The sequence below is a fragment of the Curtobacterium phyllosphaerae genome (assembly GCF_049341865.1).
GTDB lineage: Bacteria > Actinomycetota > Actinomycetes > Actinomycetales > Microbacteriaceae > Curtobacterium > Curtobacterium phyllosphaerae.
The window spans coordinates 36908-63315 of record NZ_JBMPIU010000003.1 but is presented as its reverse complement, the minus strand read 5'-3'; the positions used below and the strand labels follow the sequence as shown (position 1 = coordinate 63315).

The following is a 26408-nucleotide window of genomic DNA, read 5'->3' as shown; positions in this document are numbered from 1 at the left end:
TTCCTTACCGGGTGGGGGCCGCATCCGCGGCGTGGTTTGTATCAAGCATGGTGACTGCTCCTGACGTCGCACCGGCGACGATCAGGGCGGCGTAGTCGGCGAGGCGCGAAGCCCGCGTCACAAGTTCTTCGCGGGTCGTCGCGATGTCGGCGAGTGCCCGGCGGAGCGGGGCGATTGTCTGAGGGGCGACGCGACGCAGCATCCATCCCCTCCATGCCCCCGGACCATCGGTCGCGCCCGTGATGTCAGCAGCGATGACTTCAGGGACTAGTCCACCGGGGTCGTTCGCGGTGATGCGCAGCACGCGAGCGGGGTACGCAACGACCTTCGAGCCATCGACATCAACCCATGCAGCCGCTGACGGGCTGGTTCGGAAGACAACGTCACCGGGGCGAGTGAGTTGTGCGTTGGGCTTCTGGACGGCGAATACGAGCTGATCGATGCGGGTGCGACCGATCGACGCAGGGTCGTCGAGATCGGATGGCGTCACGACGATGAGTCCCTCAGAGCTGAGCAGGTCAGGGTCGAGGCGGACGCCCTGGATCCTCCTCAAGTGGCGGGCCTCGATCAGCTCGGGCAATGATGTGGCTCGCGGGACGACGTGGGAGTCGGGAGCAACCTCGAAGGGGGTGATGTCGTCACGAATTGCGTCGGCGGCGAGGTCGAGAAGCGCTGGAAGCTCGGCCGAGTCCGTGGTCGCGGGCACCGGCTTCCGTGTTGCCGATACCACGAGTGACCCGCTTCGAGCCTGTAGCGATGTCGTCCTCACGAACGTCGCGAACCGGAAGTGATGGGCGCGCAGGTCGCGACCGCTGCCCATGCCCGCAATCAAATCAGACACGAGGTCCGCGCGGGTAGCCGGAGTTAGCGGAACGGCAGTGAGATCGGCAACGGCGGTCACTCGCTCCGCCAGCGGGACGTCACCTGCCGGCTGCCCGAACACCCAGAGTGCGAGCGACTCGCGGACCGCGCTGTCGACCAGACCGGTCGACAAACGTGCAATCCCCCGAACTCGGCCAGTACGAAGGATGTCAGCGCGCGCCCGCTCGTCAACGGGCGCCAACGAATCGACGAGTGCCTTGGCCGGGCCGATCACCACTGCCGCATCCGAGTCACGCAGAGACAACGAGATCTCATCGACCGATCGCAAGATCTCTGCGACGTCGTCGCCTGGCTCAGACGGAACCCGCGCTACTGCGACGAGGCGGGGCGCGAGTTCCTCTCGATCAGCGAGCCAGTGACCGTCGACGAGCAGCTGGCGTCGAACACGCCGGCTGCCGGCTCCGGCGGGCAACACGATGCTCACATCGTCGCCAAGTTTTCCCGCGACTGTCGAGGAGAGCGCGGCATCGCGCGCATCGAGATTTACGGCATCGCCTTCGCGAACGAGTGCGAGCGTGGCACCGACGACCAAGCCGATCGCATCGTCGACGAGCTGTCCCGCGGACCCTGCAGTCCTGTGCGAGACGGCATGCCGCTGGCTCACTAGCGCCAACGCGGCCGACGGCGAGTACGCCGCGTCGATCAGGTGGGCTGCGTACCCCACCCACGGCCCACCTCGGAGCGCATGCGCGGCGATCTCGGACTGGAGCGTGACGTCGTGAGGGTCCAGCTCGGCGCCGGCCTCCTCGATTCCGGATGGCGTGACACCGTCCAGGTCATCGACCTGTGCGCAGAGCGCGATCAGGGCTTCCAACTCGGCGACGGAGCTTGCGTCTGCGAACGAGAAGTCCGGCGGGATCGCCGAAGCAGCTACATCCGCGCGTGCTTCGGGGTTGTTGCCATGGCCTGTGCGCACGAGCCAATCGGCGACCTCTCGTGCGTCGAACCGAGTCCGGCCGCCCTTCTCATCGACCGCCCGCGGGAATGGGTCGGACGTCGAGGCGAACCTCGATCGCCACATCGACGCCACTGGTCGCTTCACACCGGCCAGCCGGGCGACGCCCGCCAAGTCAACGAAGAGCGACGGTGTTGTGGACATGGGACTCAACGTACACGAATCTTCGAGCGCGCTAGATAAATAATTGATAAGAGGGCTTATCGGCCATTTTTTCTCACGCCGGCTTCACCTACTTCATGATCGGTCGCGGCGACATCACGTCGCTGCCGTCTGACGGAGCGCTACTGGGGCTGCCCGTCCGCGGAAGACACCTCGCCCCTACCTGGAGGTACCCATGACTAAAACCACACCGACCGTCGCGTCGAACGAGATCAAGTGCCCGCACTGCGACACCCTGTTCACGATTGACGAGGCGAAGTACGCCGACATCGTTCAGCAGGTGCGCACCACCGAGTTCGAGACCGAGCTCCACGCACGGCTCGCTGCGGCCGAGCACGCCAAAGACGCCGAGATCGCACTGGCTGTTGCGAACGCATCACAGCAGACGCTGAAGGTAAGCGCCACCAAGGACGCCGAGATCCAGCAGTTGACATCCGAGCTCAAGTCGGCGGCGACCGACCAGGAGCTGGCTGTCGCGAAGGCGGTGTCGGCTGCAGAGAAGAACCTCCACGAGGCGACGAGCAAGCTCGAAGTTCGAGCGGCTGAACAGAAGGTCAAGGATGTCGCGCTCGCGCAGTCGCACGCCAAGGAGCTCGCCATAAAGGACGAGCTCATCGACCGCTACAAGGACATGAAGGCCAAGCTGTCGGTCAAGCTGCTCGGCGAGACCCTCGAGCAGCACTGCGAGGTCGAGTTCAACCGCATGCGCTCCCTCGCCTTTCCCAACGCACATTTCGTCAAGGACAACGACGCGAGTGCTGGCACGAAGGGAGACTACGTCTTCCGCGACTACAGCGACGACCATGTGGAGTACGTCTCGATCATGTTCGAGATGAAGAACGAGTCCGACGCCACCGCGACCAAGAAGAAGAACAGCGACTTCCTCGCCAAGCTCGATAAGGACCGCAGCGACAAGGGCTGCGAGTACGCGGTGCTCGTCTCGATGCTCGAAGAGGACTCCGATCTCTACACGGGGATCACCGACGTGTCGCACCTCTACCCGAAGATGTTCGTGGTGCGTCCGCAGTTCTTCCTCGCGATCATCGCACTGCTGCGCAACGCCGCCCTGGACACGATCGTAGTCAAGGCGGAACTCGAGCAGGTCAAGAAGCAGAACATCGACATCACCGACTTCGAATCCGAACTCGACGGCTTCAAGTCGGCGTTCGGCCGCAACTACCAGCTCGCCAAAGGCAAGTTCGACACGGCGATCAAGGAGATCGACAACGCTATCGCCCGGCTCCAGAAAGTGAAGGGCGAGCTCCTCGGATCGGAGAACCACCTCCGCCTCGCGAACGACAAGGCCACAGCACTCACCGTCAAGAAGCTCACCAAGGGAAATCCGACCATGTCGGCCAAGTTTGCCGAACTCGATGCTTCCGAGCGGCCAGACGCCGCATAGCAGAGCCCGCGAAAGCGGCGCACAGACGTTGGGGGACACTTCACCGACGGCGCTCTGAGACGACGGGGTGCGCGAGAGCTACGAAGGACCGGATGAAGCGAAGCGTCACCGCGCTGAACATCCTGACCGAGCTATCGACCCGCACCATCGAAGCGCGAAGACGCCAGACGGACACGGCGAGCTCCCTGACGGCTACTCACCTTGACTACGATCACTCTTACCGCGGGCCGAGCGCCCGCGCCCGTGCCCACCACGTTCGAGGGGAACAGCTTGGCCCAGCTCAGCGCACACGAGATGTCTGTCTCGAAGATCTTCAGCTCCGACTACCAGTTTCAGATCCCGGAGTACCAGCGGCCGTACTCCTGGGGAGGCGCGCAGGCGCGCCAGCTAATGGATGATCTCAGCGATGCGCTTGCCCGTGGGACCGCAACCGAGCCGTACTTCCTCGGGTCGCTCGTGCTCATCAAGAGCGATGATTCGCCGTTCGCCGAGGTGATCGACGGGCAGCAGCGTCTCACGACATTGACAATCTTGCTGTCAGTGCTCCGCGCACTGTCAACAGGGGACTTCCGATCTGCGCTGAGCGCCCTTGTGATCGAACCGGGAAACAGCTTGCTCGACCTCGAGCCGAAGCCCCGCCTTCGCATCCGCGACCGCGATGCCGAGTTCTTTCAAACCAGGATCCAGCAGGCCTCCGATCTCGCAGGACTGATGTCCGTTCCGGATGGAGCACTCGCCACGGACGCACAGAAGAACATTCGTGATAACGCGCGTCTCTTCCACGAGGTCCTCCGTGATTGGGAGGATGAACGTCGTGTGGCGCTCTCGAAGCTCATCAGCTCCCGCACCTACCTCGTCGTCGTGACGACCCCAGACATCGCGAGTGCGCACCGGATCTTCAGTGTGATGAACTCGCGCGGTCTTGACCTGTCAGCCGCTGATATCTTCAAATCAGACGTCATAGGTAGTCTGCCGCCCGATTCGAGAAGCGCCTTCGCCAACAAGTGGGAAGAGGCGGAGATCGACCTCGGTCGCGCATCGTTCCAAGACCTCTTCGCACACATCCGAACGATCTTTTCGATGACGCGGCCCACCAGGGAGCTACTTCAGGCGTTTCCGGAGCAGGTCCTTCGGCGGTTCCTACCCGGGGACGGGTCGACGTTCATCGACGACGTTCTGCTGCCCTATGCAGATGCCTACGCGATCATCGACAACGAGAACTACTCCTGGCCGCACGACGCCGAAGCCGTCAATATCTGGCTTCGTACCCTCAATCAACTGGACACTGGCGACTGGCGCCCTGTCGCTCTGTGGCTGTTGAAGCGGCACTCGGAGGACCCCATCCAGCTCATCGAGCACCTCTCACTGCTCGAACGCTTGGCTGCCTCGATGCTCATCCGCCGGGAGTACGCAACCCCGCGCGCGACCCGGTACGCCAACCTCCTCCGGAGCCTCACCGCTGGGCTCGGAATCGACTCCCCGGAGTACGAACTTTCGGACGACGAGCGGCGCGAGACTCTTGCGCAACTGCGTGGACCGATCTACAAGTCCGCGCCAGTCCGTCGCTATGTGTTGCTGCGCCTGAACGACCTGCTCAGTAGCACGAGCATGCAGTTCAACCCGAAGATCATCACGGTCGAGCATGTTCTTCCGCAGTCGCCGGCCGAGAGCTCGATCTGGAGTGAGCTGTTCGACGACGAGCTCCGCGACCATTGGACGCATCGGCTTGCCAACCTGGTGCTCCTCGACCGCAAGAAGAACTCTGAGGCGCAGAACTACGAGTTTGAGACCAAGAAGCAGCGGTATTTAAAATCAGCAAGCGGTGTCACGACCTTTGCGATCACGGTCGGGGTCTTGAATGAGTCGGTTTGGACGCCCGAGCGGTTGGAGGAACGCCAGAGAGAGTTGCTTCTCAAGCTCGCGGCTGCGTGGGACATCGAGCGCACTGAAGACGGCACGTCACTTGTCGACCTGGACGAATTCGCTCTCTCTGCCCCGACCGTCCGTACAGGGCCAGGGCGGCCGAGGACGACCGTTCGTGATCTCATCGATGCAGGGCTGATTGAAGCTGGTGCGACCCTCGTGTGGGAACGACCGAGAGTCGGCGACCAGTACAGCGCCGTTGTTCAAGCAGACGGCTCCTTCGAGCTGCCTGACGGTCGAACGTTCGACACTCCCTCCCGGGCGGCCCGTGAGGCAGCCCGAGTTCCGACGGTGGATGGTTGGCGTAAGTGGACTCTTCCCGACGGCCGCAGGCTTGACGATCTTTGGCGTCTGCACGAGGGGCGTAGAACACTAGAGTCCGTCACCCACCACTAGATTCGCAATACACCGAAACTCCGGTCACGACCCCGCTGGCTCGATAGGACAGGACACACATTCATGCCCCCAAAGTCCTCAGACGATACCGAAAACGAGCGAGCGGTCGGTAGTCAACCCTTCCTGAAAGCAAATGCGAAGGCAAAGGATCGGTACGGACGCTTCAACCTCGCCGTCGTCGGCGGTACCGGTGTAGGGAAATCTTCCCTCGTCAATGCGATATTCGGCCGCGATATTGCGAAAGTCGGCAAAGGACTCCCAGTCACCGAGGGCGTCCACTACTACTCCGATGACGCGCTCGGGGTATGGGACTTCGAGGGATTCGAGATCGGCTCATCGAAGTCGCCGTCAGGCTTGTTGCGCGACCACCTTGATATTGTTGCCAGCAAGCCCACCAAGGAGCAGATCTCCGTAGTGTGGTTCTGCGTGAATTCAACCGCGGACCGTCTCACCCACGCGGACATCGAGATGATCCGTGAGCTGGACACCACTGGCCTCCCAGTCGTACTCGTACTCACGAAGGTCGACTGGGACAGAACGATTACTGGCGAGTTCAAGGCGCCGGAAGGTGTGCAGGAGTTCCAGGCGTGGCTTGAGGCGCCGACCGACGCGAACGGGCGAGAGGTTGATCTGCCCGTGAGGAGTGTCGTACTCACGTCCGTTGTCGGGAAGCACGGGAAGGGTGCGGGCCACGGGCTCGGTGATCTGCTTGTCGAGACGCTCGCACTCTCCCCCGATGACACCAAGGATGCATTTCGTGTCGCTCAGCGACTCAATCTTCCGTGGAAACGCCAGATGGCCCGACCTGTCATCGCTGCGTCTGCATCTGCGGCGGCGGCTGCGGCGGCGGTCCCGATCCCAGTAGCGGATGCGCTCACGCTCGCACCCATTCAGCTCACGATGATGGGCCGTATCGCCGCGATCTACGATCTTGATTTCAAGACGATGATGTCGGTTTCCACTGTGGCTCAGCTCAGCGCGCAGCTCGCCGGACGCGCGTTGGCGCGCAGCTTCATAAAGCTCCTCCCGGGCGCGGGCACCGCGATCAGCGCATCCGTTGCCGCAGCGCTCACGGCTGCGGCCGGGGAAGGATGGGTCCGGCTGTGCGAGGGCGTCCATACGGGCAAGGTCGACATCTCGAGAATCGACGACACATGGAAGGACTACAGCCCGACGCTCGTGAACGTCCTGCGCAACCTGATCGCTCAGCGTGCGTCGAAGGTTGAACCCGCCGTTGACCCCGACGCTGGTTCGTCGATGCGGTCGTAAGCGTCCTGCATCAGCTCCGTCACGTCCACGCCAACGCGCAACACGTCACGAACCGCCACCGAGGAGGAATTCGTGTGCTCCACTCTGCGCCCGATGCCGATGGTCTCGTCGCGACTCAATTCGCGCGCCCAGATCAAGTCATAGGTCGCGGCGTCGAAGAGCAGGAAGACCGCTTCATCGAACTCCCATGATCGAAACGCTGAGAATACTTGTGTTCGCTTGTCGAGCAGATCCACAACTCTCGCCTTCACTCGAACGCGGTGCTCATTCGGTCGTCTCAGGTCGTAACTTTTCTCCGAATTCGGCGCGAGCTCGCTCCCGTAGCACACAGCGCACATGACTCCGCCAGGTCCCCGAGCGGCAAATTGCGAGTCCGAACGAGCCCGCGGCGCCGGAGTTCGTCGAGCACTCCAACATATGAAGCGAGCAGCTGGCGGACAGTGAGCTCTGAGGGATCGAACGGTGGCTCCATTGCTGACATGCGCTCAGCCTATGCAGGGGCATCGCGGTCGCGATCAATAGCGACGACCTGATCCCCCAGAACGGGTGCTCGCACCAGGCCCGGCGTCACCACGAGGGTGGTTCAAGACTAGACGCCCGAAGGAGACGCCCGGCCGAGGGGGACCACACACGATGACGATCGCCGGCGACTCAGCACGAGTGGAAGCCCGCCGCCAACGAGGCCGGGCCCGCGAACTCCGCCTCCAGGCCGATGAAGCGGACGCCCGCGCCGGCCGCTTCGAGATTGCCCACCGCACCGAGGGCGAGACCGCGAAGATCCTCGCCCCACTCGCCGGCATCGGGTACCACCTCCTCGCCGACCGCCGCTGGCCCGGCAGCCGCACCGCCCAGGTCGACATGGTCGTCGTCGGCCGCGCCGGTGTGTTCATCGTCGACACGAAGGCCTGGCGCGAGGTCGCGGTCCACGGCGACCGCATCACCCGCGGCCAAGAGGACGTGACCGACGACGTCGCCCGCCTCGCTGACCTCGCCTACAGCGCCGAGTCAGCCCTTGCGGACATCGGGCTCCCGCCGGGCGAGGTGCACGCCGTCGTCGCCCTCGCCGGGCAGAAGAAGATGCACGCGCGAGTGGCCTCCGTCGACGTGGTCGGGGTGCACGACCTCATCGGGCACATCACGAAGCCGGGCGCACGACTCTCGGTAGCGCGCGTCGAGGAAGTCGTCAAAGCGGTCATGACGCACTTCCCGGTGATCGGCGACGGCCCGCTCCCACCGGCGCAGATCGTGGTGCCCGCGGCGATCCTCCCCCGCGACACGGAGACGACGCTGTTCACGCCCGAGCTCGAGGCGCAGCTCACCGCGGGTGTCCTCGACGCCCCAATCGAGGACTGGATGGCCTTCCTCGACCCGGCGCAGGCAAAGCTCGTCCGCCGCAGCTTCAACGGCCCGGCACGCATCCGCGGCGCCGCCGGCACCGGCAAGACCGTCGTCGGCCTCCACCGCGCCGCCTACCTCGCCCGCGCGACCGGCGGCCGCGTCCTCTTCGCCACCTACATCAGCACCCTCCCGAAGGTGCTCGGGTCGCTCTTCGAGCGCCTCGCACCCGACATGGCCGGCCGCGTCGAGTTCACCAGCGTCCACGCGCTGGCGTGTCGGGTGCTCAACGAGCGTGGGATCCCGTTCCGCATTCCCGGACGGGAGGCCCAGCTTGCGTTCGACGACGCGTGGAACGCGATCCGGGCCTCCAGTCCGCTGCGCTCCGAGCGCTTCACGCGCCGGTACTGGGAAGACGAGATCAAGCACGTCATCAAGGGGCGCGGTCTGACGCGGTTCGACCAGTACGCGGACCTGGCGCGCGTCGGGCGGAAGTACGCGCTCCCGGTGGAGGCGCGGCAGGCAGTGTGGGACCTGTACGAGGCGTACTCGCGCGGGCTTCGAGAGCGGCGCGTGACGGACTGGGAGGACATGGTCCTGCTCGCACGCGATGCCGTGGCCGAGGTGCCGCTCGACGGCTTCCACGCGGTGATCGTCGACGAGGCTCAGGACCTGTCGTGTGCGATGGTGTCACTTCTGCACTCGATCGTCGGTGACCGGCCGGACGGGCTGACCCTGATCGGTGACGGGCAGCAGACGATCTACCCGGGCGGCTACACGCTCGGCGAGGTCGGCATCAGCCTCGCCGGACGCGGTGTCGTCCTCGACGTGAATCACCGGAACACGGCCGAGATCCTCGACTTCGCGAAGGGCATGGTCGCCGAGGACCAGTTCGTCGACATCGAGGGGGTCGACGGCGTCGGGGACACCGTCGCCGACATCACGAGGTCCGGGCCGGCACCGGTCATCTGCCGGAGCAGGTGGAAGTCGGAGCACGACGTGGCCATGCTCGCCCGGCTGACCGAGGTCCTTCGGTTGGTCGGGGTCGGCCACGGCGACGTCGGGATCCTGACCGCGACGAACCCGCAGGCAGCAAAGGTCGCGGAAGCGCTGGCGAAGGCTGGTGTCCCTGTCGTCACGCTCGAGAACTACAGGGGCAGGACGGTCGATGCGGTGAAGGTCGGCACGATCAAGCGCGCGAGGGGCCTCGAGTTCAAGCAGGTGTTGCTCGCACACGTCCCGTGCAAGCTGCTCGACACGGTGCCAGGCGATCCCTCAGAGGTCGAACGGGAGCGCAGGGAGCTCGACCGTCGGGAGCTCTACGTCGGGATGACCCGGGCGCGGGACGGGTTGTGGGTCGGTGTGACGGGCGGTGCGAAGGGCGGATCGACGTAGCCGTGCAGGACACAGGCCCGCGCGGCTCCAGACCGAACTCTCCACAGCCGCGCCGTCCTCGCCGGTGAGTCCTCGTCCGCCCGGCTACCGTCGCCGCATGCAGCTTTGGGACGCCGACGAGGCCCGCCGGGAGCACATGGCGCGCTTCCGACGGCGCGACACCGCGCCCGAGCTCGCACTCCGCCGTGTACTGCACGCGCGAGGACGGCGGTTCTTCGTCGACCGGAGGGTGAGCAGCCGGAACCGCTCCCGCGCGGACATCGTGTTCCCGCGAGCACGGATCGCCGTGTTCGTCGACGGGTGCTTCTGGCACTGGTGCGAGGAGCACGCGCACCTGCCGAAGGCGAACGCCGCGTTGTGGCAGGCCAAGCTCCTCGCGAACCGACAGCGTGACGCGCGCCACGACGACGAGCTCCGCCGGGACGGCTGGAAGGTCATCCGCATCTGGGAGCACGAGCATCCCGAGGCTGCCGCCGACAGGGTCGAACGCGAACTCGAGCGGTGGCGATGGATCGCGGGGAGCCGGGAGCGCGACCAAGCCGCCTGGTGGTCTGCTCCCTCGGGTCGCTCGTCGGAGGAGGACGATCCCGGTGCAGCCGCCTGGTCACGATCCGGCTGAAGCAGCTACCGCTCCCGGCTGACCCGCTCAGCGCGCCTCAGTGAGACCACTGCAACGGCGACGCCGAAGCACGTCCAGAGCACCGTGGCTCCTGCGACGAGCCAACTCGCCTCGCGGAGCACCCCGACCTGGTAGGTGAGCGGGTTCACGGCCGCCACCCACCGGAGCCACCCGTCATCGATCGGGTAGAACAGGGGCGCCGCCAGGATGACCGGCAGGGTGGTCACGGTCACCAGCAGGTCGCGTGTCGAGTACGAGTCGACCCGGCCGCCGACCGAGGCGCCGAGGCCGCACCAGCCGACGACGAGCAGCAACCCGAGCCCGGCCTCGGCGAACAGGGTGTGCGCCTCGGGGACCGCATCGCCGAAAGCGGCAAACGCGCATGCGACGAGCACGACGAACTGGCCGAGGAACACACTGCAGGCGAACACGACGACACTCGCGACGTACCCGAGCACCGAACCGCCCTGGAGCGTGTAGATCGCGAACACGCCCCACTTCCGGTCGTTCGCGACGTCACTCATGCTCGCCGTCGCTGCACGGAACGCGAGCAGACACACCATCCCGGTGAGGACGAAGAGTCCGTACTGGCCAGTTGTCCGTTCGAGGGAGCTTCGGAGGCCGGTCGCGAGGAACAGGAGGTACGCGACCGGTTCGATGAAGCGTCCGAGGTACGACGACCGCCAGTTCCAGAGCGAGGCGAAGTGGTACTTCACGAGGATGAGTGGCCTCACCGTGAGGCCTCCTGGCGGATCTGGGCGTAGGCGTCCCACAGGTCATCGGTGGGTGAGGGCGCGCGCGCGAGGAAATCGGCGACCGGGAGGTCGGCGAGGAGACGACCGTCGGCCATCGCGATGACACGCGTGCAGTGACTGCTGAACCGGGACGTCTCGTGGGTGCTGATCAACGCAGATGCGCCCGCCCGCCGGCGCCTGTCGAGCAGGTCGAAGACGACACCGATCCCCTCCGGGTCGAGACCCGTGGTGGGCTCGTCCAGGATCATCAGCGTGGGCTCGCCTGCCATCGCCCGACCGATCTGCGTCCTGCGGAGTTCACCGCCAGACAGCGTCTCGGCGGTCCGGTCGAGATGGCTCGCGAGGCCCAGGGCATCTCCGATGTCCTGCACCGCGTCACGTGCTTCTCGGCGTCGGTCCGGACGTCGCAGTTCAAGACCCAACGCCATGTTCTGGCGGACGGTCAATGACCAATCGACGATCTCCCGCTGTGGGCACCACCCGATGTCAGCCCGATCGATGGACACGGCGATACGCCCCGAGGTGGGACGACCCAGTCCGCCGATCAGGTCGAACAGCGAGGACTTGCCCGCCCCGTTGTGGCCGACGACGGCGATGATCTCTCCTGCGTGCACCTGGAGGCTGACGTTGTCAACGGCGGGCGCTTCCCGGCGGGGGTACCGGCGCACGAGGTCGGTCGCGACGATCATCGGGTCGTTCATGGTTCTCCTCGTCCAAGGGATCATCGACGGCGACGTCGCGACGTGGCGATCACCGTACCGGCGTGGCGTATCAGACACAAATACTGCGTGTCCGGCACTCGAGCTGGGTCTGCTGCCGGCGCCGCGGCGGCCATGACCGACGGAGGCGGCCACATCTGCGCACGACGGGGACGCGACCGACCTGCGGGACCGCAACGTTCGGTGTGACCCGGCCCGCGCCTCCCGTCCGGATCTGAACAGCCCCACAGATCCCGGTCCGCCGTTCGGCGGACCACCCCCTGTTCGAGGGGTACGAATTCGTCCATTCGCTTTACTTGTCCGATCCACAGGGCCAACATCGCCATCGTCCAGTTGAGAGCGACGTCACTGCGATCCGAGACCCGATCAGACCGTGGCGAGCGCCGCTGGTTCGTTCGGAAGGAACACTTCATTGTCGAAGTTCCATCGCCCACCAGGGATCCTCCTCGGGATCTCGGTCGCGGCCCTCGCCGCCGCCGGCATCATGCCGGCGACCGCCGCCAACGCGGCCACCTCCCCCACCTACGTCTCCGACCCCGCGAGCCACGTCGACCCGATCATCGGGACGTCCGGCGCCGTCGACGACTTCCCCGGGACCGACGTGCCGTTCGGCATGGTCCAGTGGAGCCCCGACACCCCGAGTCGCCCCGCGGGCGGCGGCTACGAGTACAACGACAAGTCGATCACCGGGTTCAGCCTCACCCACATCTCGGGCCCGGGCTGCGCGGCGTCGGGTGACATCCCGATCCTGCCGACCTCGGGTGCGATCGGCGCCGACCCCGGCAACGCGACGACCCCGCTCGACCACAGCCAGGAGACAGCACAGGCGGGCTACTACAAGGTCACGTCGGGCGGCATCACGAGCGAGCTCACGAGCACGCAGCGCACCGGTTCCGGGAGCTTCACGTTCCCGAAGAACCAGCAGGCGAACCTCCTGCTGAAGCTGTCCGACAGTGCGGCCGGGTCGTCGAACACCCGGTTCCAGGTGGTCGGCCCGAAGGAGATCACCGGCTCGGTGACGAGCGGGAACTTCTGCGGTGCGGACGACACGTACACGCTGTACTTCGACATGGTGTTCGACCACACCATCACCGGGTACGGCACCTACCAGGACTCGTCGGTGCAGGCGAACGCCAAGCAGTCCGACGTGACGCGGAACATCGCGCCGAGGACGGCGGAGCCGGGTACCCGGCAGGCGACCTCGTCGAACGGTGTCCGCCGCACGAGCCCGGACGTCACCGGCAAGACGCCGGCGGCCTCGACCCCGGGTGCGCGGTCCGCGGTGCCGAACGCGCAGTCCAAGGTCGCCGACCCGCCCGTGGTGGGCAGCGACGGCGCGTACGTCAGCTTCGACACGAGCACGAACGCGGCGGTGCAGACGAACGTCGGCATCTCGTACGTGAGCACGGCGAACGCCAAGTCGAACCGGACGACGGAGAACCCGACGTTCGCGTTCCACAAGGTGCACACGGCCGCCACGGCGGCGTGGAACTCCACCCTGTCGAAGATCCAGGTCGGCGGCGGTGACACGTCGGCGCAGAAGACCTTCTACACGGCGCTCTACCACGCACTGCTGCACCCGAACGTGTTCAGCGACGCGAACGGGCAGTACGCCGGGTTCGACGGGCAGGTGCACTCCGCCGCGAAGGGGCACGTCGAGTACGCGAACTACTCGGGCTGGGACATCTACCGCAGCCAGGTGCAGCTCGCCGCGATGGTCGCACCGCAGCAGACGAGCGACTCGATCCGGTCGATGTTGAACCAGTACGACCAGACGGGCCAGCTCCCGAAGTGGGCGCTGAACAACGGTGAGTCGTACGTCATGGTCGGCGACCCGGCGGACCCGATCATCGCGGACGCGTACGCGTTCGGTGCGCGGGACTTCGACACCAGCGCGGCCCTCGCCGCCATGGAGCGCGAGGCGAACCAGCCGAACAACGTCCGTCCGGCGCTCTCGGCGTACGAGAACGACGGCTACATCCCGCTCGACGGCACCTACGGCTGCTGCAACTTCTACGGCGCCGTGTCGACGCAGCAGGAGTACAACACGGCCGACCACGCGATCGCCTCGTTCGCGACGGCACTCGGGGACACCAGCACCGCGAACACCTTCGCGGCGCGGGCGAACAACTGGCAGAACGTGTTCAACCCGGCGACGGGGTACATGCAGCCGAAGGACTCCGACGGGGTCTTCTCGGCCGGGTTCAGCCCGACGTCGTCCCAGGGCTTCGTCGAGGGCTCGAGCGCGCAGTACACGCCGATGGAGCCGTTCGACATCAAGGGCCTGATCGCCGCCGACGGTGGGAACGCCGCCTGGAACGCCAAGCTCGACGCCCTGACCGCGAAGATCAAGGACCCGACGGCTGCGAACGCGGACTTCGGGAACGAGCCGAGCATCGAGATCCCGTGGGAGTACGACTACACCGGCGCTCCGTGGCAGACGCAGCAGACGGTCCGCTCCATCCAGCAGCAGATCTTCACGAACCAGCCCGCCGGCATCGCGGGGAACGACGACCTCGGCACGATGAGCGCCTGGTACGTCTGGTCGGCGCTCGGGTTCTACCCCGAGACGCCCGGGACGACGGACCTGGCGCTCGGGAGCCCGGTCTTCGCGAACACCGCGATCCACCTGCCGTCGGGCAAGGTCCTGACGACGAGTGCGCCGAACGCGGCGGTCGGGAACCCGTACGTGCAGGGCATGACGTCGAACGGCGCATCCTGGTCGCACGCGTACGTCCAGGAGGGACTGATCACGGGCGGCGGCAACCTCACGTTCACGCTCGGGTCGACACCGGACAAGCAGTTCGCGGCGGCCGCCGCGGACGCGCCGCCGTCGGACTCGAACGGGCTCGCGAGCGCGCTCGGGTACACCGACCAGAGCGTCGTCGTGGCGGCGCCCGGCAGTCCGGCGACGGTCAAGCTCGGTGTGCGGGACCTCTCCGGCAAGCGCCAGTCGGTCTCGTGGTCGGCCGGGTCCGCATCCGCGGGCACGTCCGCCGGACCCGCTTCCGGCACGCTCGTCGTGCCGGCCGGCGGGACGAGCGCGACCTCGGTCGCGATCACGGCACCGACGACCGAGGGGCGGTACGAACAGACGTTCACGTTCCGCGACGCCGCCGGCCGGTCCCTGCCGAGCGTGACCGTCGAGGTCGACGTCGCGAAGCCGGGTGAGCTGTGGCCGTTCTACAACAACACCGGCATCAGCTCGGACGGTCAGTCGACGTCCGCGACCTTCGACGGGGAGGGCTGGTCGTACTCGGCCCAGGCCCTCGCGGCCGCCGGGGTGCAGCCGGGGACGACGATCACGTCGAACGGTCTGGCGTACGTGTTCCCGGACACGAAGCCCGGTGAGCCCGACAACATCCAGACCGGCGGACAGACGATCCCGCTGACGGGGACGGCGGGTGCCACGCGCATCGGCATCCTCGGCAGCGCGACGAACGGCGACCCGGACTCGGTGGGCGACTTCACGGTCACCTACACGGACGGGACGACGTCGACGGTGTCGCTCGGCTTCAGCGACTGGACCCTGAACGCCGGGTCGTCGAAGCCGACCGCGACGGAGAAGGTCGTCGCGGACACGCCCTACCGGGACACGTCGAGCGGTGGCCGTGACACGGTCGACGCCTACCTGTTCTCGACGGACGCGGCGCTGACGGCGGGCAAGACCGTCGCGAGCGTCACGCTGCCGAGCATGACGTCGGCCGGACCGATCCACGTGTTCGCGTTCGCGGTGGGGACACCCGCCGCGGGCTGACGAGCGGCGCCGGGTCTCCCGACACACGACATCGGCCGCTCCTCACAGGGGGAACCCTGCGAGGAGCGGCCGATCCGTCGTCCTCCCGACCGGACGGATCAGCTCCGTCGCGGCCCCGGTTCCGGCTCTCCGTCGTTCCGGCGACGCCGGAGCACGACCCCGAGCCCGATCACACCGAGTGCCACGAACGCCAGCCAGAGGAGCGACACCCCGCCGGTGAAGGCGAGCACTCCGCCGACGTGCGCTGCCGCGGTCGGGTAGGTGACGGTGATCGTCGCGGACACCGTCATCCCGGCGCCGTCGGTGACCCGGTAGTCGATGGAGGCGGCCCCGGTGAACCCGGTGACCGGCACGAAGCGGACCTTGCCGTCGACGACCGTCCACGTGCCCTGCCCGGGGACGGTCACGCTCGTCGCGATCCCGCCGCCGTTCGGGTCGACCAGGACGATCGATCCCGGCAGGAACAGCGACTGCTGCGTCGGCACGTCGTTCGCGAGCACGTCGATGGTGGCCGGCTGACCGAACACCCCGTCGACCGAGTCGTCCGCCGCGGTCGCGGCCGCTGCCACGACGAGGTTCACGGTGGCCGTGGTGGTCTGGCCGTCGGCGTCGGTCGCGGTGTACTCGAACGAGTCGGGACCGGAGTAGCCCTTCTCCGGCACGTAGGTGAACGAACCGTCGGCGGAGAGCGTCACGATGCCGTGCTTCGCCTGCGTCTTCAGCGTGACCCGGAGGTCGGTGCCGTCGTCGTCACCCGTCACGCCGCGTCCGACCGGCACCGAGAGCGACTGGCCACCGATCGCGGTGTAGGTGTCGTTCGTCGCGACGGGCGTCACGCCGACGTACACGGTCGCGGTCGCCGTGCCCCCGGTGATGTCGATCACCTGGTAGGTGAACTGGTCGTTGCCGGAGTAGCCCTTGGCCGGCGTGTAGACGAGCGCGCCGTTCGCGGTGATCGTCGCCGTGCCGTGCGCGGGCGTCCCGACGAGCGAGACCTTGAGCGTCCGACCGATGTCGTTCGCGAGCGGTCCCGGCGCCGCGACCGTGACCGGCTTACCGGCGGAGGTCCCGATGCGGTCGTCGACGGCCTTCGGCAGCACGGTGATCGTCACGATGCCGGTGCTGGTGTTCCCGTTCGGGTCCGTCGCCGTGTACGTGAACCGGTCGTGCCCGGAGAACCCGTCGGCGGGCGTGTACCGGTAGGAGCCGTCACCGTTCATGACGAGCGTGCCGTGCGTCGGCAGCAGGTCGGCCGTCGCGGTGAGCGCCGTGCCCTCGTCGTTCCGGAGCACCGAGTCCGCGGGACCCACGATCAGCGGCGTGTTCGCCGTGGTCGTCGCCGAGTCCGGTGTCGCCGCGGTGCCCACGACGACGATCACGGTCGTGGTCGACGTGTGACCGGCGACGTCGGTGATCGTGTACGTGAACGTGTCCGTCCCCGAGAACCCGTCGTTCGGCGTGTAGGTGTACGAGCCGTCGGGCTGGATGCTCAGCGTCCCGTCGGTCGGCGCGGTGTGCCCGGTGACCGAGAGCCCGGAACCGAGGTCGTTCCGGAGGACGCCCGACGCCGCCGTCGTGGTGAGCACGGAGCCCGCCGGGACGGTGACCTCGTCGTGCACGGCACGCGGGGTCACGGTGATCGTGACGGTCGCGGTGGCGGTTCCGCCGGACGAGTCGGTGATCGTGTAGGTGAACGGGTCGATGCCGGAGAAGCCGGCGACGGGCGTGTACTGCAGCGTGCCGTCCGGTGCGATGGTGGCGTCACCGTTCGCGGGCTTCGAGACGCTCGTCACCGTGATGCCCACGCCGTCGTCGTTGCCGAGGACCGCAGGTGCGTCGATGTCGAGCGTGTGCCCGGTCACGACGGTGGCGACGTCGTCGACCGCCTTCGGGAGCACGGTGATGGTCACGGTCTCGGTCTTCGTCGCGGTGCCGTCGGTCGCCCGGTAGGTGAACGAGTCGGGCCCGGAGTACCCGGCGGCCGGCGTGTAGGTGTACGAGCCGTCCTTCGCCAGCGCCAGGTCGCCGTGGGTCGGACCGGTCGCGACGGTCGCGGTGAGCCCGGTGCCACGGTCGTTCGCGAGCACGCCGTGGGCAGCCGGTACGACCGAGGTCGTGTCGGTCGTCGCGGTCAGGGTGTCGGGGGTGGTGACGATGCCGACCGTGATCGTGACGGTCGCGGTGGTCTGCTGCCCGGTGCGGTCCGTGACGCGGTAGTCGAACGTGTCTGTCCCGGAGAACCCGTCGACCGGCGTGTACGTGAACGAGCCGTCGGGTGCGGTCGACACGGTCCCGTGGCCGGGCTTCGTCAAGCCGCTCACGGCGACGGTGTCACCGTGGGCGTCGGTCAGGAGGCCCGGGGCCGGGACCGTCAGGACCGTTCCGGACATCGTGGCGTACGCGTGCGGCGCCGCGGCGGGCGTCACGGTCGCGGACACCGTGATGGTCGTGGTCTGGCCGGTGCGGTCGGTCACCGTGACGGTGGCCGTGTCCGGGCCGGAGTACCCGTCGGTCGGCGTGTAGGTGTACGTGCCGTCGGTGCCGAGCTGGAGGGTGCCGTGCGCCGGCGCGGTGGCGACCTTCGTGGTCAGGCCGTCACCGGCGGAGCCGTCGAGCAGGTTGCCGCTCCGCGACGACCCGTCCGCGACGCTGATGCTCGGGCTCTTCGCCGTCGGGGTCACGGACAGCGAGACCGTCGCGGTGGCCGTCACGCCGTCGGGGTCGGTCGCCGAGTAGGTGAACGAGTCCGGGCCGGACCAGCCGTCGATCGGCGTGTAGACGTAGGAGCCGTCGCCGGCGAGCCGCACGTTGCCGTGCTCCGGACCGGTGACGACCGCCGCGGTCAGGGTCGAGCCCTGGTCGTTCGCGAGGACGCCGTGGGTCGCGTCGACCGTCAGCGGGGTGTTCGCGGGCGTCGTACCGGAGTCCGGGTTCGCGACGACCCCGACGACGATCCGCACGGTGGCGGTGGCCGTCTGCCCGGTGGTGTCCTGCACGGTGTAGGTGAAAGAGGTCTTGCCGGAGTACCCGGCATCCGGGGTGAACGTCGCCGTGCCGTCCGCTGCGATCGTCAGGGTGCCGTGCCCCGGCACCGTGTGGTCGGTGACCGTCAGCGACGAACCGTGGTCGTTCGCGAGGAGGTTCGTGCTCCCGGCGGTGCCGACGGCGGTCATGATCGTGTCGTCGCCGGCGGCGGGCGTCACGGCGATCGTGACGGTCGCGGTCGCGGTGTGCCCGGGGGTGTCGGTGATCGTGTACGTGAACTGGTCGGGACCGGAGTACCCGTCGTCCGGCGTGTACGTGTAGCTGCCGTTGCCCTGCAGGACGAGCGTGCCGTGCGACGGGCCGGTGGTCGCGCCGTTCGTCGATCCCTGCGGCGGCGTCACGAGGATGCCGGTGCCGTGGTCGTTGCCCAGCACGTTCCCGGTCGCCTTCGAGCCGTCGGCGACGGTCGCGGTGTCACCCACGGCGTTCGGCAGCACGGTGATCGTGACGGTCGCGGTGTCGGTCTGCCCGGTCGAGTCGGTCGCGGTGTACGTGAACGAGTCGGGGCCGGAGTACTGCGGGTCGGTCGGGGTGTACGTGTACGAGCCGTCGGGGGCGAGGTCGAGCGTCCCGTGCCCCGGCTTCTGCGGGACGGTGGCGGTCAGGCCCTGCCCCTGGTCGTTCGCGAGCACGCCGTGGTCGCGGTCGACGGTGGTCGTCGTGCCGGCGAGCGCGTCGGCGGTGTCGGGCTGTGCGATGACGCCGACGGTGATGGTGACGGTCGTCGGGGTCGTCGACTGGCCGCTGGAGTCCGTCGCCGTGTACGTGAACGAGTCCTTGCCCGCGAACCCGGCGGTCGGCGTGTAGGTGTACCCGCCGTTCGGGTCCAGGGTCAGGGTGCCGTGCGACGGCCCCGCGGTGACGGCCGCGGTGAGGCCCGTGCCGGTGTCGTTCGCGAGGACGCCGGCGGCCGGGACGGTGATGCTCTGGCCGGGCGTGGTCTTCGCGACGTCGGCGGCGGCGGTCGGGGTGACGTGGAGGTCGACCTGACCGGTCGCGGTCTGGCCGCTGCCGTCCTTCGCGACGTACGTGAACGAGTCCGGTCCGGAGTAGCCGGTCTCGGGGACGTAGGTGTAGGTGCCGTCGGTCGCGAGCGTCACGGAGCCGTGTCCGGCCTGCTGCCCGAGCGTGGCGGTGGTGTTCGAGCCGTGGTCGTTCGCGAGCACCGACGTGGTCTGCGTCAGGGTCGTGTTCGCCGGCGTCGTGCCGGTGTCGTCCGTCGTGGTGGGCGTGACGGTGATCGTGACGGTCGCGGTGGTCGACTGGCTCGGCTGGTCGGACGAGTCCGTCGCGGTGTAGACGAACGAGTCGGTGCCGGAGAAGTCCTTGTTCGGCACGTAGGCGTACGAGCCGTCGCTGTTCAGCGTGACCGTGCCGTTCGTCGGCGGCGTCTTCAGCGCGGCCGTGAGCTCCGTGCCCTGGTCGTTCGCGAGCACACCGGGTGCGGCGACGTCGAGCTCGGTGTTCGCGGCGGTCGTCCCGGTGTCGTCCTTCGCGCCGGAGTGCACGGCGACGAGGGCGTTCGAGAAGGTGCAGACGACGTCGGTGCCGGCGTTCTGCCCGGTCGCGGTCGACGGGAACGTGAAGGCGCCGGAGTTCCCCGTGCCGGACGCGATCACCGCCTTGTCCTTGTCGTTGGCGTTGGTGCAGGACCAGGTCGTCGAGTAGTGGTTGAGCTTCGTGGTGCTGTTCCCGGCGCCCTGCGTGATGGCGTACTGGCGCCCGGGGAGCGCGAGGAGCGAACCCGCACGCTCACGCTGCAGACCGGCGGTGTTGCCCGTCGTCGTGTTCGAGGCGTTCTGGGTGGTGTCGGGGGCGGTCGACGCGAGCGAGACCTGGAACTGGTCGGTGGTCGACCAGCGCTGTGCGACGTCCACCTGCGCCGCAGCGGTGTCGGGGTAGTTGCAGGTCGCGAGGTCGAGCGGTGCGTACGCGGTGTCGCTGAGCGCGGTCGTCGCGACCTGCGCCCCGGTCGACGGGTTGATCTTGATGATCGACACGGGTGCGGTCGCGCGGTTGGTGACGTAGAGGTACCCGTCGGTCGTGAACGCGATGCCGGGGCTGTTCACCGCGGTGCCGCTCGCGTCCGGGCTGAGGCTCGCGACGAGCGTCGACGGGAGCGACGTGGTGCCGGACGAGGCGGGGACGTCGTCGACGCGTCGGACCTGGTTGCCGAACGCGACGAACATGGTGCCGCTCGTGCTGAACGCGAGGTCGCCGTTCGCGGTGGTGTTCGACCCGGTGGGCAGACCGGTGATCGTGCCGACCTGGCCGTACTTCGTGCCGGTCGCCGGGTCGTACGCGCCGAGCCGGACGGTCGACGTGGTGCCGGTGTTGGTGTACGTGGACGCGTAGTAGTAGAAGCCGTTGACCGGGTTCACGGCGCCGCGGATGACGGACTGGTTGCCGGCCGGGTCGGCACCGGTCACGGTGGAGGAGGTACCGGTCGTCGCGTTGTAGACCGCGATCTGGTTGGAGCCGTTCTGGAAGCCGTAGGCGAAGCCGCCGTCGGCGCTGATGCCGAGGCCGTTCGTTGCCGGGCTCATGGAGCCGACCTTGACGACGGTGCCGTTCGTCGCGTCGATCGACTCGAGGTTCCCGCCCGAGTCCACACCGTAGAGGGTGTTCTGGTCGCACAGGAGGGCGGAGGCGGCGCGCGCGGTCGAGGTCGCGACGAACTGGATCGCGAACGTCGCGCCGAGGAGGACCACGAGTGCGAACGCGATGGCGACGACGAGACGGCGAGTGGCGAGGGACCGCCATCCGGTGAGGGCATGCATGTGGGTGGGGACTCCAGGAGGTCGAACGACGACTGCCCGCAGTTCCGGGCACGGATTGATCGTCCGACAAGTGTCTCGACCGTCGAGGTATCGACGCGCCCCCCAGTCCGGGCAGCCCCCGAACGGGGTGGGAACGCATCTCCACCCCCGAACGGGGGTGCCGAACGGGGGCGCCGGACAGGCGCGCCGCACGGAACGACGAACGCCCGCGGAGCACCGCGGGCGTTCGGGGTCGGAGCCCTCCGGGGCTCCGTTCGGGTCTGAGGCCTCCGGGGCTCAGGACGCGGGCAGCAACCTCGCGAAGTGGTGCGCCGCCGGGTACATCGGGACGATGTCGACCGTCGCGCCAGGGTGCGGAGCCTGCAGCACGAGACCGTTCCCGAGGAAGATGCCGACGTGGTCCTGGTTGTCGTACACCACGAGGTCGCCGGGCAGCGCCTCGGACTCCGGGATCGTCGTCGCGGCGGCGTCCTGCGTCGGGACGTAGTGCGCGAGCGGGATCCCGACGGCGGCGTACGCGACCATCGTGAGGCCCGAGCAGTCGATCGACTGGTGGCTCGCACCCCCCTCGGCGTAGGGCGTCCCGAGGTAGGCCAGCGCCGTCTGCAGCACCGTCGCGCGCTCGCCACCGGCGGAGAGCGCGGCGCCGATCGTGCTCTGCGCGTCGGCCACCGACGCTCCCCCGCTGACGACGACGGACGGGTACGACACCACCGTCACGACGCCGTTGTCGATCTCCGGGACCTCGATGGTCCGGGAGACGGAGTAGGACTGCGACGCCACCGAGGTCGACGTCGACACGGGCTCGACGGTCGCGGCGTTCGCCGGCATCGCGCACGAGAGCGCCGACGTCATCGCGATCACCGGTGCGACGAGGAGGGCGAGCCGCTGGGCCTTCATGGTGCGGCGGACGTGCGGCGCCGGGCGGACGTCCGCAGCGCGGGTCACGGCGGCGGTGCGGGCGACGACGACCGGACGGGAGGCGCGGCGCACCCGCTCGACGGCGGGTCGCCGGACGACGTGGAGCGCCGCACGCTCCGCGGCCCGGGCCTCGGCGCGGGTGCGGTACTGGGGGGCGACCTCGGTGGGACGGGCGACGACGACGCTGTCCTCCGGGACGGGTCCAGCGGGCAGTGCGTGACGTCCCACGATCGTTCCTCTCCGTCCCGCGTGGAGCAGCGGCACGGAAAGATAACGTATTGGTCACGGTCTGGCAGCGCCCTGGCGAAGCCGTACCACCGGCTGCGTGGCTGCTCAGACACGCCGACCCCGGGGTACACGACATCCGCACCACCACGACCTCCCGGGCGAGCCGGGAGCCGACCTGGCGACGACACCCGTCGTTCACCGGCCGTTCGTCTCCGCACAGCAACCTGGGTGGTCCTCCCATCCCCCGCTCAGGAAGCCCCTCCGCCATGCCCTCCAACACGCCCCGTCGGCGTCGTCCTGTCGCGACGCGCCACGCCGTCGCGACGCTCCTCGCCAGCGCGACGCTCCTCACCGCGGTCGGCGGCTCCGCGCTCGCCGCGACCGGTGCGGCCGCCGCGGCCGGTACCGCCGCCGCGACCACTCCGGTCACCGACGTCCCCGCTGCGTCCTGCTCGGCGACGTCGGCCCCGACCGATCCGTACCTCTGCGCCACCCCGGACGACCTGGTCGACGTCCGGATCGGCGACGTGCACCCGACGCAGCCGTCCCTCGGCTACGACGAGGTGTACTACAAGCTCGGCCGGTACTCCGCTGCGATCAGCAAGGACGCGGTGGACAAGGAGTTCGGGGACTGGTGCGAGGCGAACGGCCAGCACGACGCGGTCAGCGCACAGCCCGGTGCGACCCTCCGGGACCCGAGCACGTTCACCTGCGACACCGCGATCGGCGCGGAGACGGCGGACGACGTCGCGGCGATGAAGACCGTCGTGATCGGCCCGGGCGGCACGCTCTGGTTGACCGACGGTCACCACACGCTCACGTCGTTCGACGAGACGCCGGACGGTGGCCCGGACACCCACGTCCGGGTCCGCGTCCTCGGCAACCTGAGCGGCCTCGGCGAGGCGGACTTCTGGTCCACGATGCGGACGAACGGGTGGGTGTGGCTCCGGGACCTGGACGGGAACGCGATCACCCCGTCCCAGCTACCGACGAACGTCGGCCTCGAGCACTTCGAGGACGACCGGGCGCGCAGCATCATGTACTTCGCCCGTGACGTCGGCTACTCCGCGGACGGTGCGGTGCCGTTCCAGGAGTTCTACTGGGGCGCGTGGCTCCGCGCCCACCCGGAGCTCGGGCTCGCGGACTGGGACCAGGACGACTGGGCCGAGTCGCTCGCCCTCGTCCGGACGATCACCGAGGCGCAGGTCGCACTCCCCCGAGACTCGGTCGTCGACCCCGAGTCCGGCTCCACCGCCGCGGACCTCAGCACGTTCACCGCGTGGAACGACGGCAAGAAGGAGACGAAGGGCGAGTGGGACAAGCTCGCCAAGCCCTACTCGGACGCCAAGCCGGGCAAGCTCGCCTACATGGTCGAGTACCGGAGGACGCTGAGCACCGGGCCGACCGAGCCCACCGACCCGGGGACCACCCCGACCGATCCCGGGACGACCGCACCGGGCCCCGGGACGACCCCGACCGACCCGGGCACCACGCCGCCGACCGCCGGCACCGGGCCGACGACCCCGGGCACCACACCGCCGACCGACCCGGGCACCACACCGTCCACGGCGCGCGGCGCGGTGCAGGTCACCGGCACGCTCCGTCCCGGTGGCACGGTGGTCGTCACCGGGACCGGGTTCGCCCCGTCCACGTCCGGCATCCGCGTCGAACTGCGTCCCGACCAGGTCCTGCTCGGCACCGTCATGACGGATGCGAGCGGCGCGTTCCGCCTCACCGCGACCATTCCGCGGTCGGTGGCGACGGGCGCGCACACCGTCGTCGTGCTCGTGGACGGCACCCCGGTCGCGGTCGATCCGGTCACCATCTCGGCGGGCAGCTCCGCCGACCGGTCCTCGCTCGCGTTCACCGGGTCCCGGGACGCCGTGCCCGCGGCGGTCGTCGCCGGGCTGCTGCTCCTGGCGGGCACCTCGGCGGCCGTGGTCGCGACGCGACGGAAGCGCGCCTAGCCCGACGGACGGACGGGAGGCACGACGCCAGCCGGCATCGCGCCTCCCGTCAGTCCGTCAGTCCGTCTGTCTGTCTGTCGTCAGCCCTCGGTGTGGCCGAGGTCGGGCTCCGCGTGGAACGCCACCGTGCGTCCGGTCGACGCGTGCAGTTCGAGGACGACGACCTCGTTGGCGCCGGCTCGGAGCACCGGGGCCGGGACGAACAGCGTGTGCTGCGGACCGCGGGACCAGTACCGCCCGAGGCAGAAGCCGTTCACCCACGCGACGCCCTTCCGGAACCCGTCGAGTGCCAGGTGCAGGTCAACCGGTCCGTCGAGGTGCAGGGTGCCGGACGCCACCGCGGGGCCGGCCAGCGCCTCCCGGACGGCCGTCGTCGCCGCGAGCACCGTCGCGACGTCGGCCCCTGCGAGTGCGTCGAGGTCGAGGACGGCCACCGTCCACCGGCCGACACCGGTCCCGTCGATGCGGACCGGCCCGATGAGCCCCTTCGCCTCGCCGATGCGGGGCCCGTAGTCCACGCGACCCTGGTCCTCGACGAGCACCTCGAGGACAGCGCGGCGGGCGGCGGGCAGGACGATCGCCCGGTCGTGGTGCTCCCGCTCGAGCACCCCGACGGACCGACCGTCGAGGAACACCTGTGCGCGGTCGCGGACCTCGCCGACCGTCAGGACCGCGCCGTCCGGCACGTCGACCTCGGTGCGGAGGAGGACGAACCCGCTCGCGACGCCGAGGTCGTCCATGGTCGGCACCGTGTCGTGTGCGGACCAGGTCGCGATGTGCGGGAGCAGGTCCGAGAGCGGGGACTCGTGGTCGAGCACGACGTGACGCGGTGCGGCGGGGGCGGGTCGTGCCTCCAGGCCGTCCCCCGGCGTGCGGGGTGCGAGCTCCGGAGGCAGGGGCGGTACCGGCAGGTACCGCTCGATCACGGCACGGAACGCGTGGAACTTGGCGGTCGGGCGACCGGCCTCGTCGAGCGGTGCGTCGTAGTCGTAGCTCGTGGTGATAGGCCGGTAGACGCCCTTGTCGTTCGCGCCGTTCGTCAGCCCGAAGTTGGTCCCGCCGTGGAACATGTAGACGTTCACCGACGCACCGGCGGCGAGCAGCGTGTCGAGCTCCTCCGCACTCTCGGAGGCGGGAGTGGTGTGGTGGTGCTCGCCCCAGCTGTCGAACCAGCCGTCCCAGAACTCGGAGCACATCAGCGGGCCCGTCGGCTGCGCCTGTCGCAGGCGGGCGAGTCGCTCCGTGACGCGGGACCCGAACGAGCCGGTGTGGTGGAGCTCCGGCAGCGAACCGTCCTCGAGCATCGTGCCCATCGGCTGATCGACGCTCGTGAACGGCACGGTGAGGCCGATCCCGCGGTGCAGGTCGAGGAGCGCGCGGAGGTACGCGGCGTCGGAGCCGTAGGCGCCGTACTCGTTCTCGACCTGCACGAGCACGATCGGTCCGCCGTGCTCGATCTGCCGGGGGACGAGGATCGGGGCGAGCGCCTCGAGGTAGCGCTGCACCGCGCCGATGAACCGGGGCTCGTTCCGCCGGACCCCGACCGCGTCGTCGGCGAACAACCACGACGGGAGGCCGCCGTTCGTCCACTCCGCGCAGATGTAGGGACCGGGGCGGACGATGGCGTGCATGCCCTCGGCGGCGACCAGGTCGAGGAACCGTCCGAGGTCGAGCCCCTCGGTGAAGTCGAACTCGCCGGCACGCTGCTCGTGCGCGTTCCAGGCGACGTAGGTCTCGATGGTGTTGAGCCCCATCAGCCGCGCCTTCCGGATGCGGTCCGCCCAGAGGCCCGGGTGCACGCGGAAGTAGTGGAGCGCACCGGACACGATCCGGTGCGGGTGGCCGTCGAGCAGGAAGTCGTCGGCGCCGATGGCGAAGCGCATGTGTGTCTCTCTCGT

At 68.5% G+C, this 26408-nt stretch carries 14 protein-coding genes; 7 read left to right on the top strand and 7 right to left on the bottom strand.

Annotated features, from left to right (window positions below; all coding sequences use genetic code 11):
- Positions 1-4 precede the first annotated feature (4 nt).
- On the bottom strand, positions 5-1981 hold the full coding sequence (locus ACO0E0_RS06045) for a hypothetical protein (protein ID WP_422870502.1): 1977 nt from the start codon (positions 1979-1981) through the stop codon (positions 5-7).
- 193 nt (positions 1982-2174) lie between these two features.
- Between ACO0E0_RS06045 and ACO0E0_RS06040 the strand changes: the two genes are divergently transcribed.
- The 3 genes from ACO0E0_RS06040 to ACO0E0_RS06030 all read left to right on the top strand — a co-directional run bounded on the left by ACO0E0_RS06040 (position 2175) and on the right by ACO0E0_RS06030 (position 6989).
- A complete protein-coding gene (locus tag ACO0E0_RS06040; RefSeq protein WP_422870501.1) occupies positions 2175-3401 on the top strand; it encodes a DUF2130 domain-containing protein in 1227 nt (408 codons plus the stop codon).
- Between the two features lie 243 nt (positions 3402-3644).
- Positions 3645-5720: a GmrSD restriction endonuclease domain-containing protein gene (locus ACO0E0_RS06035; protein WP_422870500.1), complete on the top strand. Its 2076-nt coding sequence runs from the start codon at positions 3645-3647 to the stop codon at positions 5718-5720.
- A 63-nt stretch (positions 5721-5783) separates the two neighbouring features.
- Positions 5784-6989: a GTPase gene (locus tag ACO0E0_RS06030; protein ID WP_422870499.1), complete on the top strand. Its 1206-nt coding sequence runs from the start codon at positions 5784-5786 to the stop codon at positions 6987-6989.
- Here the strand turns inward: ACO0E0_RS06030 and ACO0E0_RS06025 are convergent.
- Entirely contained in the window at positions 6926-7225 is a 300-nt protein-coding gene (locus ACO0E0_RS06025) for a hypothetical protein (protein WP_422870498.1), read from the bottom strand. The genes ACO0E0_RS06030 and ACO0E0_RS06025 overlap by 64 nt on opposite strands.
- Before the next feature lie 397 nt (positions 7226-7622).
- Between ACO0E0_RS06025 and ACO0E0_RS06020 the strand changes: the two genes are divergently transcribed.
- Positions 7623-9719 (top strand): UvrD-helicase domain-containing protein, encoded by a 2097-nt coding sequence (locus tag ACO0E0_RS06020; RefSeq protein ID WP_422870497.1) that lies wholly within the window; start codon positions 7623-7625, stop codon positions 9717-9719.
- Between the two features lie 97 nt (positions 9720-9816).
- Positions 9817-10338, top strand: a complete 522-nt coding sequence (locus tag ACO0E0_RS06015) for a very short patch repair endonuclease (RefSeq protein WP_422870496.1) — start codon at positions 9817-9819, stop codon at positions 10336-10338.
- Positions 10339-10343: 5 nt separating this feature from the next.
- Here ACO0E0_RS06015 and ACO0E0_RS06010 read toward each other — a convergent pair whose 3' ends face one another.
- A complete protein-coding gene (locus tag ACO0E0_RS06010; protein WP_422870495.1) occupies positions 10344-11072 on the bottom strand; it encodes an ABC transporter permease in 729 nt (242 codons plus the stop codon).
- The gene (locus ACO0E0_RS06005; protein ID WP_422870494.1) at positions 11069-11794 is read right to left on the bottom strand and encodes an ABC transporter ATP-binding protein; all 726 of its coding nucleotides are present in this window, start codon (positions 11792-11794) and stop codon (positions 11069-11071) included. The genes ACO0E0_RS06010 and ACO0E0_RS06005 overlap by 4 nt, the downstream gene beginning before the upstream one ends.
- Positions 11795-12224: 430 nt before the next feature.
- On the opposite strand from ACO0E0_RS06005, the gene ACO0E0_RS06000 reads away from it, so the two are divergent.
- Positions 12225-15569 (top strand): GH92 family glycosyl hydrolase, encoded by a 3345-nt coding sequence (locus tag ACO0E0_RS06000; RefSeq protein ID WP_422870493.1) that lies wholly within the window; start codon positions 12225-12227, stop codon positions 15567-15569.
- Between the two features lie 98 nt (positions 15570-15667).
- Here ACO0E0_RS06000 and ACO0E0_RS05995 read toward each other — a convergent pair whose 3' ends face one another.
- Entirely contained in the window at positions 15668-21394 is a 5727-nt protein-coding gene (locus ACO0E0_RS05995) for an Ig-like domain-containing protein (protein WP_422870492.1), read from the bottom strand.
- A 276-nt stretch (positions 21395-21670) separates the two neighbouring features.
- A complete protein-coding gene (locus tag ACO0E0_RS05990; RefSeq protein WP_422870491.1) occupies positions 21671-22543 on the bottom strand; it encodes a C40 family peptidase in 873 nt (290 codons plus the stop codon).
- Between the two features lie 266 nt (positions 22544-22809).
- On the opposite strand from ACO0E0_RS05990, the gene ACO0E0_RS05985 reads away from it, so the two are divergent.
- The gene (locus tag ACO0E0_RS05985; RefSeq protein WP_422870490.1) at positions 22810-24510 is read left to right on the top strand and encodes a ParB/Srx family N-terminal domain-containing protein; all 1701 of its coding nucleotides are present in this window, start codon (positions 22810-22812) and stop codon (positions 24508-24510) included.
- Between the two features lie 80 nt (positions 24511-24590).
- Here the strand turns inward: ACO0E0_RS05985 and ACO0E0_RS05980 are convergent, their stop codons facing one another.
- Positions 24591-26393 (bottom strand): glycoside hydrolase family 35 protein, encoded by a 1803-nt coding sequence (locus tag ACO0E0_RS05980; protein ID WP_422870489.1) that lies wholly within the window; start codon positions 26391-26393, stop codon positions 24591-24593.
- Positions 26394-26408 lie beyond the last annotated feature (15 nt).

What these genes read in the sequence shown, in the direction of transcription:
- ACO0E0_RS06045 (WP_422870502.1), bottom strand. Translation starts at nt 1,981, where the DNA reads ATGTCCACAACACCGTCGCTCTTCGTTGACTTGGCGGGCGTCGCCCGG.
- ACO0E0_RS06040 (WP_422870501.1), top strand. Translation starts at nt 2,175, where the DNA reads ATGACTAAAACCACACCGACCGTCGCGTCGAACGAGATCAAGTGCCCG.
- ACO0E0_RS06030 (WP_422870499.1), top strand. Translation starts at nt 5,784, where the DNA reads ATGCCCCCAAAGTCCTCAGACGATACCGAAAACGAGCGAGCGGTCGGT.
- ACO0E0_RS06020 (WP_422870497.1), top strand. Translation starts at nt 7,623, where the DNA reads ATGACGATCGCCGGCGACTCAGCACGAGTGGAAGCCCGCCGCCAACGA.
- ACO0E0_RS06015 (WP_422870496.1), top strand. Translation starts at nt 9,817, where the DNA reads ATGCAGCTTTGGGACGCCGACGAGGCCCGCCGGGAGCACATGGCGCGC.
- ACO0E0_RS06005 (WP_422870494.1), bottom strand. Translation starts at nt 11,794, where the DNA reads ATGAACGACCCGATGATCGTCGCGACCGACCTCGTGCGCCGGTACCCC.
- ACO0E0_RS05995 (WP_422870492.1), bottom strand. Translation starts at nt 21,394, where the DNA reads ATGCATGCCCTCACCGGATGGCGGTCCCTCGCCACTCGCCGTCTCGTC.
- ACO0E0_RS05985 (WP_422870490.1), top strand. Translation starts at nt 22,810, where the DNA reads ATGCCCTCCAACACGCCCCGTCGGCGTCGTCCTGTCGCGACGCGCCAC.
- ACO0E0_RS05980 (WP_422870489.1), bottom strand. Translation starts at nt 26,393, where the DNA reads ATGCGCTTCGCCATCGGCGCCGACGACTTCCTGCTCGACGGCCACCCG.